At 45.6% G+C, this 18171-nt stretch carries 13 protein-coding genes and 1 pseudogene; 10 read left to right on the forward strand and 4 right to left on the reverse strand.

What is annotated here, in order from left to right; all coding sequences use genetic code 11:
• Positions 1-206 precede the first annotated feature (206 nt).
• From amrB to gltS, 3 genes are all read left to right on the forward strand, one after another.
• Positions 207-998 carry an AmmeMemoRadiSam system protein B gene (gene amrB / locus L4D12_RS24335; RefSeq protein WP_428450416.1) on the forward strand — a complete coding sequence of 264 codons (792 nt, stop codon included), beginning with the start codon at positions 207-209 and terminating at the stop codon, positions 996-998.
• The gene (gene amrA, locus L4D12_RS24340; protein WP_428450427.1) at positions 967-1557 is read left to right on the forward strand and encodes an AmmeMemoRadiSam system protein A; all 591 of its coding nucleotides are present in this window, start codon (positions 967-969) and stop codon (positions 1555-1557) included. Before amrB ends, amrA begins: the two co-directional genes overlap by 32 nt.
• A gap of 128 nt (positions 1558-1685) precedes the next feature.
• Positions 1686-2912: a sodium/glutamate symporter gene (gene gltS / locus L4D12_RS24345; RefSeq protein ID WP_428450417.1), complete on the forward strand. Its 1227-nt coding sequence runs from the start codon at positions 1686-1688 to the stop codon at positions 2910-2912.
• A 138-nt stretch (positions 2913-3050) separates the two neighbouring features.
• Here gltS and L4D12_RS24350 read toward each other — a convergent pair whose 3' ends face one another.
• A complete protein-coding gene (locus L4D12_RS24350; protein ID WP_428450428.1) occupies positions 3051-4226 on the reverse strand; it encodes a MerR family transcriptional regulator in 1176 nt (391 codons plus the stop codon).
• Between the two features lie 76 nt (positions 4227-4302).
• Positions 4303-8412, reverse strand: coding sequence for a hypothetical protein (locus L4D12_RS24355; RefSeq protein ID WP_428450418.1), 4110 nt, complete (start codon positions 8410-8412; stop codon positions 4303-4305).
• Positions 8413-8914: 502 nt separating this feature from the next.
• Here L4D12_RS24355 and pflB point away from each other — a divergent pair.
• Positions 8915-11128: pseudogene (pflB, locus tag L4D12_RS24360) on the forward strand (formate C-acetyltransferase); the annotation flags it as partial.
• A 199-nt stretch (positions 11129-11327) separates the two neighbouring features.
• Here the strand turns inward: pflB and L4D12_RS24365 are convergent.
• A complete protein-coding gene (locus L4D12_RS24365) occupies positions 11328-12224 on the reverse strand; it encodes a LysR family transcriptional regulator (RefSeq protein WP_428450419.1) in 897 nt (298 codons plus the stop codon).
• 186 nt (positions 12225-12410) lie between these two features.
• Between L4D12_RS24365 and L4D12_RS24370 the strand changes: the two genes are divergently transcribed.
• From L4D12_RS24370 to L4D12_RS24380, 3 genes are read left to right on the forward strand one after another with little or no spacing between them, the layout of a single operon-like run.
• Positions 12411-12626, forward strand: a complete 216-nt coding sequence (locus tag L4D12_RS24370) for a DUF1656 domain-containing protein (RefSeq protein WP_428450420.1) — start codon at positions 12411-12413, stop codon at positions 12624-12626.
• Between the two features lie 21 nt (positions 12627-12647).
• Positions 12648-13544, forward strand: a complete 897-nt coding sequence (locus tag L4D12_RS24375) for an HlyD family secretion protein (RefSeq protein WP_428450421.1) — start codon at positions 12648-12650, stop codon at positions 13542-13544.
• A gap of 9 nt (positions 13545-13553) precedes the next feature.
• Positions 13554-15806 (forward strand): FUSC family protein, encoded by a 2253-nt coding sequence (locus tag L4D12_RS24380; protein ID WP_428450422.1) that lies wholly within the window; start codon positions 13554-13556, stop codon positions 15804-15806.
• A gap of 57 nt (positions 15807-15863) precedes the next feature.
• On the opposite strand, the gene L4D12_RS24385 is transcribed toward L4D12_RS24380, so the two are convergent.
• Entirely contained in the window at positions 15864-16427 is a 564-nt protein-coding gene (locus L4D12_RS24385; RefSeq protein ID WP_428450423.1) for an Lrp/AsnC family transcriptional regulator, read from the reverse strand.
• Positions 16428-16473: 46 nt separating this feature from the next.
• On the opposite strand from L4D12_RS24385, the gene L4D12_RS24390 reads away from it, so the two are divergent.
• The 3 genes from L4D12_RS24390 to L4D12_RS24400 are packed head-to-tail and all read left to right on the forward strand — an operon-like array spanning position 16474 to position 18014.
• Positions 16474-17160, forward strand: coding sequence for a type 2 periplasmic-binding domain-containing protein (locus tag L4D12_RS24390; protein ID WP_428450424.1), 687 nt, complete (start codon positions 16474-16476; stop codon positions 17158-17160).
• Positions 17147-17890 carry a formylglycine-generating enzyme family protein gene (locus L4D12_RS24395; protein ID WP_428450425.1) on the forward strand — a complete coding sequence of 248 codons (744 nt, stop codon included), beginning with the start codon at positions 17147-17149 and terminating at the stop codon, positions 17888-17890. Before L4D12_RS24390 ends, L4D12_RS24395 begins: the two co-directional genes overlap by 14 nt.
• Position 17891: 1 nt before the next feature.
• On the forward strand, positions 17892-18014 hold the full coding sequence (locus L4D12_RS24400) for a hypothetical protein (RefSeq protein ID WP_428450426.1): 123 nt from the start codon (positions 17892-17894) through the stop codon (positions 18012-18014).
• Positions 18015-18171 lie beyond the last annotated feature (157 nt).

Below are 18171 nucleotides of genomic sequence, written 5' to 3' on the forward strand. Positions count from 1 at the left end.
TTTGGTGTGGGGATAAGCGGTTCAATCTTTGCCCACATTTCATCTGTGAGTTCCCAAAGCTTTGGATTTGATGTCACAGCCATAATCAGTACCACATTTTGATCACGTTGGTACTAATTATAGTTCAACCGTTATTACCTACTGGGATAGGCACTTAGTTCGAGCCCTGTTAATTATTCAATCAACCCATACTCAGGTAGACATCAATGCATACTCGCCCACCAGCCGTTGCGGGGCAGTTTTATACTCAATCCCCTGAACAACTACAGTCACAGCTCGACTGCTGGTTACCAAAAGGGTTATCGTGGCCGCACCCTATTCGGGCCATTATCGCACCTCATGCCGGTTATATATTTTCAGGGAAAGTCGCTGCCAATGCCTATCAATACTTGAAATCTCAGGCCGATCGTATCCACAGGGTGATCATAATTGGCCCCAGTCATCGCCATTATTTTAACGGTTGTGCCGTTCCTTCTGCCGCCTTTTTCTCGACGCCATTAGGAAACATAAAAATTGACACACAATGTATTGATAAGTTGAAAGAAATAGATGATATTGAGGTATCAGATCAGGTTCATGCTCAAGAGCACTGTCTTGAAGTGCAATTACCTTTTTTGCAATCATGCTTACATGATTTCACCCTGTTACCGCTCTTAACCAGCAATGTATCTCCGACCAGAGTCGCCAACATTATCGATACGCTATGGCAAGGTAATGACTGTCTGCTAATCATTAGCAGTGATCTCAGCCATTTTCATTCCTATTCCACTGCCCAACATATCGACAGCCATACCTGCGCCTTGATCGAAAACCATGAGCCATCGCTTACCCCCGAGCAGGCCTGTGGCTCAACCGGTATTAATACATTGCTATTGTTAGCTAAACAAAGGGGATACCAATTTACGCGTAAAGCATTTATCAACTCTGGCGACACTACCGCCGGAGATAAGGAGAAAGTCGTTGGATATGTCAGTTACCTCATATCAGACCCTGAATAAAGGGGAACTCACGCAATTACTGGATGTCGCCCGTGACGCTATTCGTAGTCATTTTTCGGATAGGGTCCCACAGCCACCTAGGCTTGATCTCTACGGCAAAAAATTACTCCGGCCAGGCGCTTGCTTCGTTACGCTTAAAGTCGCAGGCGAGTTACAAGGCTGCTTGGGCACCACGGTTGCCCATAGCCCACTGGTACTCGATGTGCATAACAAAGCCCGCTCCAGTGCCTATCAGGATCGCCGTTTTATGCCGCTCACCGAAGAGCAACTGGATACATTGACAATTGAGATCTCTGTACTGTCACCGCCTGCTCCACTTGCCGTTTCATCCGAGCAAGAGCTCCTAGATTATTTACAAAAGAATAAAGTCGGCGTGATCTTATCTGATAATCACCACGAGGCGTTATTCCTGCCCCAAGTGTGGCAACAGTTACCCAAACCCATGGAGTTCATCCGCCATCTAAAGGCTAAAGCTGGCTGGAATAGTACATATTGGTCACCGACTCTCACAGTGCAGACATTCACCGTGAACAGCATTAGCGGTAAATATGAGTATTAAAAGAGTCTATAGGGGCTAACTCCTGCATTATCTGCCATTCTGATCCTTAACCTTTGCATACATTAGTCTATATATTAATAGCCAGCATCTGTTTGACTGGCTGTTAATGATTGGGAGTTTGTATGGAGATGGACTGGATAAATGGGATATTACGGTTCGATTCTTTTTTTACTGTCACCATTGGGATATTGGTCCTGTTTATCGGGCGACAGCTTAATAACCAGTTTGCACCTTTTAAAGAATTTAGCATTCCCGAACCCGTTACTGGGGGGCTCTTATTTTCAGTACTTATTGCCATCGTATACGCAGTATCGGACATTGCGATTGAATTTAATCTGATTGCGCGTGATGTGTTACTGGTCTATTTTTTTACCACCATAGGTATCAATGCCAGCTTACGTGATTTACTTAAAGGTGGCCTGCCATTGGTCATCTTATTATCAATCACCATTGGCTACATGCTGATCCAGAACATAACTGGGATTGGCATCGCCAGTTTATTTGGCTTAGACAGCGCCGTAGGGCTACTGGGCGGAAGCGTTTCATTGATTGGTGGGCATGGGACCGCAATTGCCTGGGCACCGAGCATTGCGGAAAATTTTGGAATCAGCAATGCCATGGAAATTGGGGTGGCCAGTGCTACTTTCGGGCTTATCCTTGCGAGTTTAATGGGAGGACCAATTGCCAAGTTTCTTATCACCCGTTATGACCTTAAACCAGAAACCAAAGAAGCGTTAGATGTTGGGGTAGCAGAAGATAGTCAAAATGATCGTATCTCGGGTTTAGACTTTCTTGATGCGATACTTGCCATTCATGTCTGCGTGATTTTAGGCTATATCCTTAATGAAGCCATTGCTGAGTTGGGATTGCAATTGCCTTTATTCGTAACTTGCTTGTTTGCGGGGATCGTGATGACAAACATTGTCCATGGCAGTGGGATCCGTCGTATTACCGGTACCAACTGGCCGACGCGAAAACCTGCTATTGCCCTAATTGCCGATATCTCCTTGGGCACTTTTCTCGCCATGTCGCTAATGAGCATGCAATTATGGACCCTCATTGATCTTGCGGGGCCTATCTTTGCTATTTTAGCTGCCCAGTTTGTGGTGGCGATACTCATAAACTTACTGGTTGTATTTCCTGCCATGGGGAAAAACTATGATGCAGCCGTAATTTGTGCTGGCTTTGGCGGTATATCATTAGGATCGACCCCGACGGCAATGGCCAATATGTCTGCCGTGTCACAGCGTTATGGTAACTCGCACCTTGCTTTTATTGTGGTGCCATTGGTTTGCGCTTTCTTTATCGATTTGGCCAATGCGTTAATAATCCCTTATTTTCTCGCCAATTTTTAAACTATAGGTAGGGCAAATATCGAGTTTGTAGGGGCGAGGAAGAGCGAGGCGACAATCTCTTTTTACATATCTACGGAATAACTGACACTGACAGTTCAAAAAAGGCAGCGATGTACGCTGCCTTCTCAATAGTCTGGGTCAATAACGTCCCTTTCTCAGCACAAACATTTGATAACCAAACTGATCAAGGTGGTTGATATACATATCCACTTCTTTACTAATATCTTTCAGCACCTGAGCGGCAGGCATCTCATGCTGTAATGCCTCTGTACGCGCTTTTAATGGTTCATAATAGTTCTGCCAAGCTTGGCGGCTAAGGGGGAAACTGCTGATAATCTCATAACCCGCGGCTTCAATTTGTTGGGTACGCGTGGCTACCGTTTGCATATCAGGGTATTCATTTTTCCAGAACTCTATAACATCGTCACTTGGCGACTCCGTTAGCCAAACTAAGTCACTGATCATTAGCAAACCGTCTTCATCAAGCAGGCGTTTCCATTGTGCCAGTGCATTGGTGACCCCCATAATATATGCACAGCCCTCAGCCCAGATAAGATCGAAGCTGGCGTCATTAAACGGCAGTTCCGTCATACTAACGCACACCGTCGATAGCCGCTCCGCCAAACCATTGGCTTCGAAGCGTTCACTGAGCCGAGTTAATGCCGACTGCTCGTTATCAATCGCAGTGATCGATGCTGCCGTATTGTTCGCTAACACAGTGGTCGCAAGCCCTTTTCCACAGCCGATTTCAAGAATGTTTTTCGGCGATTTCGGCAACAGCGATAATGCTTTTAACGTTTCACTGTCACTACCAGGCCCCCAGTGTTCAAGCGTTTCGAAGACCTGCATGAATTCAGCCATGTACTGTTCGTGTTCGTTCATATCTTTTGACAACCATTTCAACCGCAGCGCTTCTTTTTCATTGAACCCCTGCTTCATTAACCAATCTAAGTGTGCATCAGGTGCAAGTTTGTCTGCACTTTCATGCCATTCCTTGAGATTTCCCTCACCCAGCATGGCAGCGAGAAAATGCCGTGACTGCTGCTTCTGGGCAATTTCTTCATCCAATTTTTGCAGGCGATTTTCAAGCAATGTGCGATCTATTTTTGCTTCCAAACAGGCTTTACACTCTTTGAGGGTTAGCCCACCCGCCTGAAGTTGTTGGATGAGCCGGATACGTTGCAGATCTTTATCACTGTATACCCGATAACCGTTGTCTAACCGCTGCCCTTTTATCAACCCTTGCTTCTCATAATAGAGCAGAGCCGTGCGCGATAAGCCCACTTCGATTGCGAGTTCAGAAATTCGATACACCGTTTTACTCCGCGCCATTATGTGAATCCGTACAATGTAAACTATGAAGTTATAGACAGGTCAATACTAATCTAAGCTACATTGGCTTGTAGATACCAACATCATTAATGATTTTTCGTGCGACTCGGTTCATCACACGAATAAACAATCTGCGCATTAACCCAAATTTAATATTAACGACCGCTATGCGGCAAAGCTCCCCAGTGGTGCTGTAACCTAAATAGGTTCGCATGCCTTTGCGACCTAAATGCAGCGCTAACACATTGGAAGCACAGCTTTCATTAGGTTGAATCAAATACACCGGATCTTTTTTGGTGAGGGTTTTACGCCAGTGCTTCGCGCATTGCTGTGCCGCCTGAATGGTTTCAGGCTCACCGAGTAAGAGGGCCTTACTCTTCACTCGATGCTCTAAATAGGAGTAAACCTGATTCGCGGCGACATACCAATGTTCTGGTTGCGTTTGATTAAGGCGAATGTCCACCATTTCCAACTGACCTTGACGCAGATAGCGATAAACTTGCGTGGCAGACGTGTGTACTTTACTTGCTAAAATCAAACCACTTGCAGCTTGATTGTACTGAATAAAATCCAATTCGCCTTCTGTGAGATTTAAGCTACCAACATGGGCAATATCAATGGTTTTATCATCTAAAATTGCATTAATTTCAGTAAGGTGACTACGTTTGCTCTCCATTACATGAAACGTTTTATCGACCACCAATACACCGGATGGATCGTAGATTTCAAATCGGTAAATACCGCTGATGCTTAACGCTCGGTGTGACATTGTCCAGCCCACGTACGTTAAACGGTCGAGAGAAATAGTGGTTGTCCACTCAGAGAGATAACCGTCTTCACTGTACATATACGGATGGTGAAGTTTGACCGTCAGCGCTAATTCAGGCTCTAACTCAGCGTCGTTATCATCATCGGAAAAATAACCCAGTTGAAAACCAAACGAGCGATTAGGCTTTACCTCAATAAGCAATGTTTCTTTACGATGCTCAACACGATGGAACAAAAAGAAATCACTCTCTTCTTGCTCTTGCTTGATTGCTTCCAGCTCCTCTGCGGTCGCCCCTTCGGCGAAGATGCCATAACGCACCACTTCCACCAGCGATGTCTCTGCTGGGTTGTATTTACCCGCTTGAATGTTCGCCACCAAATCTCGCACATTACGAGATTTGTGAGACGCATAGCCATCAATAAGTGGCTGATATTCAGGATAGCGGGCTAATGCTTCCAGTAGGCTCAGTAACGCTTCGACATCAAGCTGGGCAATATGCTGGCTTATCTCTGTTTTATTGGCAAACCACGACAAACTTTCATACCACTCTTTATCCAATGCGTAAGGGAGCAAAGCATCAATATCCGCGCCGCGTTCATACATTTTCTGGCACAGATCGACTAAGGATATTTCCTTTTCCCGGTAAAGCAATTCAAGCCCAAGGCTCGGCCTTGCCGCAAACAGACGCATGATGGCATCTTGCAATGGAAGTGAGGTGTGATAAAACAGTTCCTCCAATTCTGCCATGCCATAAATCGTGTCGAAGCTATCCACACGGTACTTATCACACAGGACAATCAGCACACCCACTTGCTCAGACGAAAGCGGCATAGCAGAGGCCAAAATAGTACTGAATTGAGTGAGGTCTCGCTCTTCTTCTCTTTGAGTCGTCCGTTGACTGATATGAGCATCGACTATTTCACGGCGAAGGTTATCGACCATCAGGTTTTGAACGGTTTCATCAAAGTACGTAATGGTGAGTGCTGGGTGCGCTTTATGAAGTGCGATATAAAATCGCTGTTCGATGCATGGCAACACAACATGTAATGCGAGGCGTATAGACTGCTCATCGCGATCACCCGCTTGCTCGGCTATCCATTGGGTGAAAAACGGTGCGAGCAGCACGGTTTCATCATCATCCCAGCTCAGATCATCAATAATCGTTTCAATCTGATAAGCAAGTGCCGCTCGTGGCGTTAACCCATCAAATTGCTTGACTAACTCGGCACTCGCTTGTGGTTTTTTAACGTCAGGATCAGCAAAGAAATAGGCCAACATCCGAGCCGTTTTGCATGGGGCGATGCGCAGCCAAAGCGTGAGATACCGCGTACAAAATTGCTGAAGCGGCGCGTCAGCAACCTGTGATAATACCTGTGAACACACCAGTAGCTTCTGTGCGTTATCACTGAAGTTACGCAGGAACTTATAATACGGTTGTGCGGGGTTAATCCTTTCTTTGCGTTCATAACGAAACAGATGGGGTTCAAATCGTACCAGCGTTTCTTCCAGCTGGTCATGCTGCTGATAGAGGTAACCTTGCACGAATTGCCAATCATCAGCCGCCTTCGCAATAACTTCACTGCTGGGTGTGTGGTAGCTATACGACTTTGCATCAGTATGACAAACAAAATGACTGGTTTCATTTAGGTCTTTGTAAAGTAACTGTTCAAGATTCTCCGCTAACTGACTCTGTGCGTATAACGATAATTCATCATTGTGCTGATATTTTTTGTCCCATGCGACAATACCCGCGCACAGCGCCATGTGTGTGACAGCGTTGAAGTCATTTGTTTCGGTTAGAGCCGTGATTAAACCAATAACCGCTGAACGATAGCGCTCTATCAACACGTAGCAGCGCTTAAAGTCTTCATATCTGATGGTACCGCGATAGCCAGAAAATTCGTCAACATGTCGAATAAACAGTGCTTGCCAGTCGCCATTGTAGCGCTCAATAAAGGCTTCATCACTGAGGAGTTGGTAGGTTTCAACTATTTCATTGGCAAAGTCTGGATGAAATGCCTGTTTGCCGTTCCAACAGTGCAGAACATCGAACATCCGCAGAAGCTTGAGGCGGTTATTTGCAACCATTTCCTCACCGTCGTCCTCGTCGCTCCAATCTACAATCAAATCATAAATTATAGACGCCATTTCAGCATGATAAGACTCAAAGCTGCCCACGTGATAAGCAATTTTTTTATGGATATTAAAATTACCCGCTTTAGCAACGGCAGCCATATCACATGGCGTTATTTGCGTGAGGATTTCAGGGGTTTCCCCCGTTTCAACAAAGAGCCAAATGTCGCTACCATTTTCAAAACCGTCAGTCACGAAGGCCTTCCAATCTTGCACACCCGTACCGTGAAAATAGTAATTGTCGCGGTAATAATCATCTTCATCATCAATAGGTTTAGGCGCAACAATAGATCGGCCTAAATATTGCTCGATGGTTTGCTTTAGTTCAGCCGCAACTTCATCACCCGCTGACTCGATGAATGTACCCAATAGCACTTGGTGGTATTCATCTGGATCGTGATATTCATCACCCTGAGTTGGCAACATGATGGTGTAAATAAAACTTTCTACCGGATGCGCTTGATAATGACGGATATCATCGCAATATTGTAAGAAATCTTGGTCCGAAAATCGGTGTTTTAGCAGCGATTTAAACGCCTCGAACTCATCCGGCTGATGACGAAAAATACCCAGTAATCCCCCGGCTATCGGGGTAGCCAGTACCGTATCACTGTCATGATTATTCGGGAGTTCAAGGCTAAACATACGCGCACGGGCCGCAGTATTATCACAATAGCAAAAAGCTTTTAGTGTGTGCCGGTTATACCCTACGTGGCTCACCAGCAACGCAAGCATATCTTCACCAATCGGCGCATGTTCTGAATCCCAATACGGGATGATGTATCCACCCAACAAATACGCATATTGCGGATAAACAATCGAAATCATGAACAATGGCAGCATACCAAAGACATCACATTCAGTTATCCACATTTGAGCGGAATCATTTGTTCGACGTGAAATATCGCAAATATGTTTAGCCGTTTGTGCCAGTTGCTCTTCCAGCTGAGGGTGCTGGCAGGCTCGAAGGAAAAAAGCACTCTCAGAAGTAAGATGAGTTGCTGTCAGTCTCTTTTCACTATGAATACCTTCTTGATGATGCCCACTATGCCCAAACACGAGTTTAGCCAACTCAGACCGATACAGGCTTCCGATACGATCATCACAACCAGGGAGGACTTCAAAACGGACATGGCAATAAAAGTCTGAAAATGCACCTTCTTCATCAAGTAATTGACGGTAAGTAATGAGCCCTTGATTAAGCGATTCAACCGATTGCGGATCATAATAAACAACCAATGGGGCGAGTTCTAAAGCAACTGACATAGAGAATACATTACATCAAAAGAAAAAGGACTTCAGAGTAAAGGGTTACATTTTCTATGTCATTGAAAATATGCACATATCAAATATTGCATCAAGATTTTCGTTTAACGATATGGTTTTTTCTCATCCTATTATTATATCGCTCACTATGACCTCACTATCCACATTTTGTTTCGATTATCAATATAGGTCGAATCAATCTTCACCATCGCAGATACTATTTCACCGAGCCTACTCCGCTCTCTTTCACTATCCACCTACCATCTTTCTTGCGTTATTTCACTTTCGCCTCTTCATTCAAAGGTAACCGATTGATAATAAATCGCAAAAAATCAATTAATGCGCATTGTGCATGGTAATTATGAAAAACCATTCATTTTACTCATATACTGGCTTTCTATACTATAGCCTCAAGATCAAGACGTGATGAAAACACTTATTTTTAATGATGATGTGCCTGCTGGGTAGGACCTTCTACACCCTGAGTTTAGTACGTTATTTCCGTGACTTTATTCAAACGAACTACACGCCTTATGAGGGTGACGAATCCTTCCTTGCTGATGCAACCGACGCGACAACCGTACTTTGGAATAACGTGCTGGACGGCATTAAAGAAGAAAACCGCACGCATGCGCCGATAGATTTTGATACCGACCTGCCTTCAACCATTATTTCTCATGATGCGGGTTACATTAATAAAGCCTTGGAAACCATTGTTGGCCTGCAAACCGACAAGCAGCTAAAACGTGCCATTATCGCCAATGGCGGTATTCGTATGGTGAAGAACTCTTGCGAAGTGTATGGCCGCGAACTTGACCCACGCATTGAGCAAATCTATACCGAATACCGTAAAACCCACAATAAAGCGTGTTTTGAACTGTATACCAAAGACATTATCGCGTGCCGTAAATCAGGCATCATCACTGGTTTGCCTGATGCTTATGGCCGTGGCCGTATTATTGGTGACTACCGCCGCCTTGCCCTTTACGGTATAGACTTCCTAAAAGCCGACAAACTCGCGCAAATTGCCTCAACGCAAGCCTTCATTGAACAAGGCCAAGATCTGGAAAAAACGCTGCGTCTACGTGAAGAACTGGCTGATCAAGTGCAAGCGCTGGACGACATTCGTACCATGGGTATGAAGTACGGTATTGATATGTCATCCCCTGCCCGCACCGCACAAGAAGCGATTCAGTTTACGTACTTCGGTTATTTGGCGGCGGTGAAATCGCAAAATGGTGCTGCCATGTCTCTGGGCCGTACTTCAACGTTCCTTGATGTGTATATCGAACGTGATTTGGCTAACGGCGTGATCACCGAATCTGACGCACAGGAGATGATCGACCACTTCATTATGAAGTTGCGCATGGTTCGCTTCCTGCGTACACCGGATTACGATTCCCTGTTCTCTGGTGATCCCATTTGGGCAACGGAAGCCATGGCTGGTATGGGCGTAGATGGCCGTACCTTAGTGAGCAAAACCACGTTCCGTTATTTGCACACACTGCACAACATGGGCCCAGCACCGGAGCCAAATATAACCATTCTGTGGTCAGAACAATTGCCAATAGCCTTTAAGCAATATGCGGCGAAAGTCTCTATTGAAACGTCGTCTGTTCAGTATGAAAACGATGACTTGATACGTCCTGACTTCAACAATGACGACTATGCCATTGCGTGCTGTGTAAGCCCACAAATTGTCGGCAAAGACATGCAGTTCTTTGGTGCCCGGGCCAACTTGGCCAAAGCCTTGTTGTACACCATCAATGGCGGCATTGATGAAAAATCCAAAACGCAAGTTGGCCCACAGTTCAACAAGATCACCGATGAGGTGTTGGATTTTGATTCCCTCATGCCGCACTTTGATGAGATGCTGGATTGGCTAGCGACACAGTATGTGACGGCGCTGAACATTATCCACTATTCACACGATCGCTACAGCTACGAAGCGTCATTGATGGCCCTGATGGATCGCGACGTTCACCGTACCATGGCCTGCGGTATTGCGGGGCTGTCTGTGGTGGCGGACTCATTGGCTGCAATCAAATACGCAAACGTGACGCCAATTCGTGATGAAGACGGCATTGCGATTGATTTTGAGATTGACGGGGATTATCCGAAATTCGGTAACAACGATGACCGTGTTGATGCCATTGCCTGTGATTTAGTGGAACGCTTCATGAAGAAAATTCAGAAGATGACCATGTACCGCAATGCAACTCCCACGTAATCTATTTTAACCATCACCTCTAACGTGGTGTACGGTAAGAAAATCGGTAACACACCAGACGGCCGCCGTACAGGTATGCCGTTCGGCCCGGGAGCCAACCCAATGCACGGTCGTGACACCAAAGGGGCGGTAGCATCACTGACATCTGTTGCGAAACTGCCGTTTGCGTTTGCGAAAGATGGGATTTCATACACCTTCTCTATCGTGCCAAACGCACTGGGGAGAGATGTGAACACCCAGAAGCAAAATCTGGCGGCGTTGATGGACGGTTATTTCCACCACGAAGCGGACAAACAAGACGTCAGTGTGGAAGGCGGTCAGCACTTGAACGTGATGAACCGTGACATGTTGATGGATGCGGTAGAACATCCAGAGAAATACCCGCAACTGACCATCCGTGTGTCTGGCTATGCGGTACGCTTTAACTCGCTAACCCGTGAACAACAACAAGATGTGATCACGCGTACGTTCACCGAACGTGTCTAAGCCAAAACCTCACTACGCGGTATCACCGCCGTTCTGACTAATATAACGGGTTATGGCATGAAAAATGGCTCGCGATTGCGAGCCATTTTTTCCCGATCCGTATTTAACGCTTCACTCGAGCGAGCTATCCATAATGCCTTGACTGATATCCCCAAGGTCGCTTGAGTATAACGACATAAATGCCGACATCCTGATTCTTTTATCTTGCTATATCCTTCGTTAGTGCCTGACGTATAAAGGCCAACAACAACGTCACCCTCGCGGTGTTACGCAATGAGGGCTTGTAGAGCATATACAGATCAACCTCCGGCAGAGCATACGCCTCTAATACTGCCTGTAAGCGCCCTTGCGCAATGTGCTCTGCCACCTGAAAGGTCGGTTGCAGGGTGATCCCCGCGCCTTCGAGCGCAGCAGCCAACATCGCCTGTCCGCTATTCATGGTAAAACGCGAAGCTACCACAGGTATAATCACTTGCTCATGATCTTCAAAGTGCCATTGATGGGGTGATTTTGGCAGATTACTCTGCAAACACTGGTGGGCACTCAGATCATCAGGATGCTGCGGGATACCATACTGTGCAAGATAGTCAGGTGTGGCACACGCAACCATCTGATAGCTGCGTAGTTTTGTTGCAACAAGATCTTCATAGCCCTCAACCCGATCCCGAAATATGATGTCATAGCCGTCTTTTTTTATATCTGGCGCACTGTTTTCGAGGGTCAAATCAATGTATAGCTTGGGGTATCGCTGCTGAAATTGCGCCAAAATAGGTGTCAGCGCTTTGATTCCGACATTCATTCCGGCTGCAATTTTCAGACTGCCGCAAGGTTCATTCATATTGCGATAAATATCTTCCTGCGCAGCATTAAGTTCAGCCAAAATCGTTAGACAGCGTTGATAGTACTGCTCTCCTGCCGCTGTCAGGGCTTGAAATCGGGTCGATTTCGCCAACAGCTTAGTCCCCAGCGAAGCCTCTAATCCCCTGATATGCTTACCCACCATCTGCGCACTGATCCCTTTTTCATCAGCCACAGCAGCAAAGGACTCTAACTCGACAGCACGCACAAAAATTTCAATACTGGTTAAGCGATCCACTCCCGCCCCTTTTACTCATTATCATCTATTTTGTGCAATTATAAGCCATTATTCGAAACTGTCAGTTTCGAATGTATTCCCCTGCTGAATATTTATCGGATTCTGTTTTGTGATTACCATCACAAAATCAATATAGCGGATACCCGACCCTTCCCCGCTATCCCACACCAAGGAGCAAAAAATACCGTGTTAAGCACGATCCCTAAAGAGATTGCTCTAGGTGATATCTACCTGCCGCCCCTGCTGGTTGCGGGTTTTGTCGCAGTCATTTGTACATCACTGACTGTCCGAGTACTCAATAAGCTCAAGTGGCACCGTTATGTTGCCAGTCCACCACTGGTTGAATTATCCATTGCCGTTATTTACACCGTACTGCTCGGTACTTTTGTTTTTCCTTCATAGCTGCTATTTAAGAGTACCATCATGATTAAACGTTCTTTCCTAACAGGCTGTCTGCTTGTACTGGCTGCTTCCGCCATTCTCTGGAAATACCAACAATATCTCACGAACCCGTGGACGCGGGATGGCTTAGTTCGCGCAAGAATTGTTGAGATCACGCCACGAGTTACCGCGCCAGTCATAGCGATGCATGTTAAAGACAACAGCGAAGTCAACGCCGGTGATCTACTTTTTGAAGTTGATCCCCGCACCTATATGGCAGCAGTAGAAAAAGCCACAGCCAGTGTTGCTCAAGCCGAAGCCCTTCTGCAGCGCACGCGAGATGAAGCACACCGAAGCCAAACACTGGCTCGACGAGATCCAGGTGCAATCTCGCAGTTGCTCCTGACGCAACAAGCCAATGCAGTACAATCAGCCCAAGCGGGAGTCAAAGCGGCTCAAGCGGCTTATGATGAGGCAAAGCTCAACTTAAGCTTTACCAAAATCACCGCCCCAGTAGACGGCTATATTACTAACCTCAACCTCCGTGTTGGTAGCCAGGTCGTGGCTAACCAGCCTGTTGTTGCCCTGATTGATAAACACAGTTTTTGGATTGAAGGTTTTTTCAAAGAAACCGATATTCAGCATGTTTCTACAGGCATGAAAGCCAGCGTGACTCTTATGGCCTATAGCGATCAACCTCTTTCGGCACACGTTGCCAGTATCGGCTACGGTATCGCCCATAAAGATGGCAGCACTGGCGTTTCTTTATTACCTAATGTCAATCCGACATTCCCATGGATACGCCTTGCACAACGCATTCCAGTCACTCTTCGCCTTGATACATTGCCTAATGATATCCAGTTGCGGATCGGTACCTCAGCATCGGTGATGATCCATAAACACTCGGCAATAAGCCTGTCATCACTGTTACAGCGTTAAGGAGGGACCATGATAAGCCAACGCTGTAAATTACCCCTTAAAGTGGCCACGGCTCTGTCACTGGTTATTGTCAGTGCACTCTGGCTTGGTTGGGATCGGCCCTATTGGGCCGCTTTTGCTGTTATTGTTATGGCCGTAACCGAGACCACCGGCCATTCACTGAAAAAAGGTCGGCACCGTATCATTGGCACCTTATGTGGTGTCGCGATGGCATTTACTCTGGTTGGTCTATTTGCGCAACAACCGCTGCCTTTATTGCTCAGCTACACGCTATTTGCCGCCGTGTGTGTCTACCAGCAAACCAACCCACGCAACGGTTATGCCTGGTCTATCAGTTTAATGGTGGCAACCCTAATCATTGTGATGGGGAAACTATCCAGCGATGGCACCTTCAATATTGCCATGCTACGTATTCAGGAGACTATTCTCGGGGTACTGTGCTTCACCGTGATCTTTTGCTTGATGTGGCCAGCGTCTAGCCGAATGGTATTCTTCTCAACCCTCAATGATTATTTTCAATCGCAGGCTCAGCACCTCAATACGATGAATGACACTCTTCGTCAGCAAGGCTGCTTTGATACGCATTTTTCACTGGGTGTCAGCCTGAAGCGACTAACCCGAATAGAGGATTTACTTCAAGCCGCCAAGGTAGATAGCTACCAGATCAGTAGCGAATATCAACACTGGCGCACGCTGTATAAACAATTAAGTGAATGGGCACTTCTGTGTGGACATTTGTCGGAAGCGGTCAGCCTATTTAACACCACGTTTAGCACCACACAACGTGAAGCCATTGAATTACTGTTGCAAAACATGCAGCAACGTTCGGAATGTGCCGCGACCCTGTTGCTGCCTGCGAACGCTACCTACCACACTGATTATAAGGCGCTATACACCAATCCGGTACCCATTAGGCTCATGATTAACCCCCTAGAGATTAACGATAGCCACCCCCACAACAGAGAAAATGCCGATTCTCACCAGTATGGGGCACTGCATATGCTTGAGCATGTACTCAATGAGATGGATGCACTGCACCATTTGATGCTGCAAACCTTATTTCAGGCTGTCACAGGTTGGTTACCCGATCATGATTCAGCGCAGCCAGCGTTAGCTGACAGTACCGTATCGGTACCGGACGTTGCGCTGGTTAGAAAACCACAAAAACGCCCATCAGCAGGATTGATCAGCATTGATCCTGAGCGCGCAATCAATGCCTTTAAAGCCTGCCTGATCATCTGGGTTTGTATCGCATTATGGATCCTTGTCCCTATGCCTGGCGGACCAATGATCGTGATGATCGGTGGGTTAATCGGCAGTGCCGTCTTAGCGCTACCCTTTGCCAATACCCGTTCCATGTTGTTGTACATGGTTGGTTGGGCATGCTTCTTTCTGATCCAATATGTCACGATTCTTCCCATGCTCACCGAAGTCTGGCAGCTGGGTGCCTTTTATTTTCTTAACACTTTTGGCCTTTGGTATGTATTTAATCAACCCCAGCACATATTTCACCGCCTGTTAGGTTCGCTGAATCTGGTGATGATGACCAACAGCGCGATGGCATTAACCCCTAGCTACAACATTCAAAGTGCCTTACTGCAATTGCTCATTATCGGTATGGGTATGCTAGTCATTTACTTCATTAATCACAGTGTATTTTCCGGCATGCCTGAACGGATGCTCTTACGCCAATTAACCCAACTCCGTTACAGCCTCAGCAGAGGCCTTAAGGATCGACTATCAACTAGCCGAATATCACCACTCATCGTATTACCGACCCCATTGCGTACAGTCGCAATGGCTGAAGTGGCAAGTAGTCAAATCAACTGGGCAGCCTTCCCTGATATCGATCCGGAAAAAATGGCAGCACTGATTAACCAAGCCTACAGCCTGTGCTTATACTACCGTGCATTTCAAGATAATTACGCCCAGTGGCAGGAGCATAGTAATCACCCCGGTATCGATGGGCTGATCCGCAACTCAGTCAATAACATCAATAGTGTACTGGCAACAAAACTACACAGCGAGCAGCTTGCACTACAGAGTGTCGAACTCATTCAGTTACGACACCACCTTCAGGACGCCCTGAGGGAGCCAAGTAAAAATGCGATCCTGCAATTTTCGCTAGACCTCAAACAAGCTGACATTTGTTACCGTCTGCTCTCCTCATTAGAGCAACTGATTGAAGCGCTAAATTCGGTCAAACGCCATAGCCAGCAATATCAAATACACACCTTACGGCTATCCCCTTTTACGCTTTGATCACCGTAACACGATGAAAACACTACTGACGATCCTGTCGTAGTGTTTTCACTGATGTTAACTGCGCACGGGGATTTGATGAGTACTTTTCACTTCTTTAATTGCAATGCTGGATTGTATAGACCAGACATAAGGCAGACGACGTAACTCTGAAACCCTCTCATAATACTGGTCTAAATCTTTTGCAATAATCTGGACGATGAAATCGGCTTCACCTGTAATACAAAAACACAGCAACACCCAATCAAATTCTTTGATGGCTAACTCAAACTTAGTCGTATCTTCTGGGTGATGACTATTTAGACGAATTTGGCTGAAGCCAATAACAGACAGGCCGAGCTTTTTTCTATCTAAAACCGCATTGTAGCCTGCAATGTAACCGTCATTTTCCAGCTTCTTCCAGCGCCTCCAGCACGGGGTTTGACTAAGGTTTACTTGCTCTGATAACTCAGCAAGTGTCATACGGCAATCACTTTGTAATGTATTGAGAATGTCTAAATCGGCTCTAGGCAATTTATCGGAAATATCTCTCACTTTTTCATCCTTAATGGAAAGATTTTTCTCATTTTTAACAAAATCATGAGTGAAAACAACCAGATTTTTCCATTCTGAAGATGTCATAATAATCCGTATAAAATCAACAGCATACACATAACAAGGTACAGCAATGTCAGTTGGCGCTCTAAAACTGCCTACCTTTAGTAATAACCTGCTATCGATAGGGAAATCAAAAAATGTTATTTCAGTGTTTCAAGGGAACTGGGTTACGAAAATAAAACATTATGTTTTAGGGCCTTCAGGAAGCAACATTTCACAAGCAGCACAGGGATGGTCAAAGTTACATAGCTTATGCAATAAACATGAGTTAATTTACTGTATTACCCCAGAAGATGCGATTACCCGATCGGAGCAAGAATATAAACGAGGTGAAATAAACTTAGCGTGGACATGTGCGGTTTACTTTAAAGAACATGAACTCTTTTTTTCAAACCATGACCATGCTCTGTTTTTTGACCATTATAGAATGCAGCTGGATCAAATGCAGTTAGCATGCAGAAAAAATAAAGACCTCGATTTTTTATCTAAAATAACGGTTGCATCACACCCCTCTCCATCTGTTTTATTAAAGCATGATAGCGCCCAGTTTTCTATCACGGATGCAACAAGCAACTCAGATGCAGCCCGCCTATGCGCAGATGGCAAGGTTGATACCTGTATAACAACGGAATCAGCAAAAAAACTTTATGACTTAAACACCCTTCATGAATTTGGTTCGCCTGAAATGGTTTTTTTTGCCAGTTTACCACCGTCATCTTCTGAATATTTACAGGAACTATTATATGAGCTTCAATGATATCCTAACTATATCTGCGGGTAACGCTATCATAGGATCAGACACGCCGTCAGAATCCCCGCAAATTGAAATCTATATCCCAGAATTTTCACTATCAAAATACCAAGTAACAAATCAACAATATAGTGAGTTTATCGACAGTTGCGGCTACGAAAATAGTAATTTTTGGTCTGAAGAAGGCTTCGAGTGGTTACAACAAAATAAAATAACATGCCCTGCTTTTTGGCATATGGAAAGATATACCCAACCTACCCAACCCGTTACTGGTGTCAGTTATTACGAAGCAGAAGCCTATGCGCGCTGGAAAAAAGGACGACTACCAACGGAAGTCGAATGGGAAAAAGCAGCCAGAGGCGCAGAAGGCTTTATCTATCCATGGGGAGATAAAGAACCCGATCTGACCATCGCCAATTTCTCCCCTGATTTTGTGCCTGTCGAAATTGCCTCTGTCGCGGTCAATAAATATCCACACAATACATCCCCATTTGGTTGCCAACAAATGGCTGGCAATTTATATGAATGGTGTTCAGATTATTTTCATACCGACACCCCAGAATGCCGGAATGACCAATTCTACAAAGAGATACGAGAATCAAGAAGAAGAGTTCTCAAGGGCGGAGCCTGGACGGTAGATGCATCTCGCCTTAGAGCCGCAGCTCGGTGGTCATATACCCCTAATTTGCGAGATAACATCATTGGTTTTCGCGTTGCATATGATAAGAGGAAATAACATGCGCATACCTACCTTTTTTTGGGAGTACGTTGGTAATAATGAAAAAGTTATCGTCGACGCTAAAGACCATACGATCGAAATTACAGGCTTAGTGCCTATCCCAGTAGGTAATAACGGTTGAACTATAATTAGTACCAACGTGATCAAAATGTGGTACTGATTATGGCTGTGACATCAAATCCAAAGCCTTGGGAACTCACAGATGAAATGTGGGCAAAGATTGAACCGCTCATCCCCACACCAAAAGACAATCATCCATTAGGTACTCACCGTAAAAG

It is taken from the genome of Photobacterium nomapromontoriensis, from assembly GCF_050336815.1.
Lineage (GTDB): Bacteria > Pseudomonadota > Gammaproteobacteria > Enterobacterales > Vibrionaceae > Photobacterium > Photobacterium nomapromontoriensis.

Excerpts from the sequence above, each read along its gene's own strand:
- amrB (WP_428450416.1), top strand. The coding sequence starts at position 207 with ATGCATACTCGCCCACCAGCCGTTGCGGGGCAGTTTTATACTCAATCC.
- amrA (WP_428450427.1), top strand. The coding sequence starts at position 967 with ATGTCAGTTACCTCATATCAGACCCTGAATAAAGGGGAACTCACGCAA.
- gltS (WP_428450417.1), top strand. The coding sequence starts at position 1,686 with ATGGACTGGATAAATGGGATATTACGGTTCGATTCTTTTTTTACTGTC.
- L4D12_RS24355 (WP_428450418.1), bottom strand. The coding sequence starts at position 8,412 with ATGTCAGTTGCTTTAGAACTCGCCCCATTGGTTGTTTATTATGATCCG.
- L4D12_RS24375 (WP_428450421.1), top strand. The coding sequence starts at position 12,648 with ATGATTAAACGTTCTTTCCTAACAGGCTGTCTGCTTGTACTGGCTGCT.
- L4D12_RS24380 (WP_428450422.1), top strand. The coding sequence starts at position 13,554 with ATGATAAGCCAACGCTGTAAATTACCCCTTAAAGTGGCCACGGCTCTG.
- L4D12_RS24385 (WP_428450423.1), bottom strand. The coding sequence starts at position 16,427 with ATGACATCTTCAGAATGGAAAAATCTGGTTGTTTTCACTCATGATTTT.
- L4D12_RS24390 (WP_428450424.1), top strand. The coding sequence starts at position 16,474 with ATGTCAGTTGGCGCTCTAAAACTGCCTACCTTTAGTAATAACCTGCTA.
- L4D12_RS24395 (WP_428450425.1), top strand. The coding sequence starts at position 17,147 with ATGAGCTTCAATGATATCCTAACTATATCTGCGGGTAACGCTATCATA.
- L4D12_RS24400 (WP_428450426.1), top strand. The coding sequence starts at position 17,892 with ATGCGCATACCTACCTTTTTTTGGGAGTACGTTGGTAATAATGAAAAA.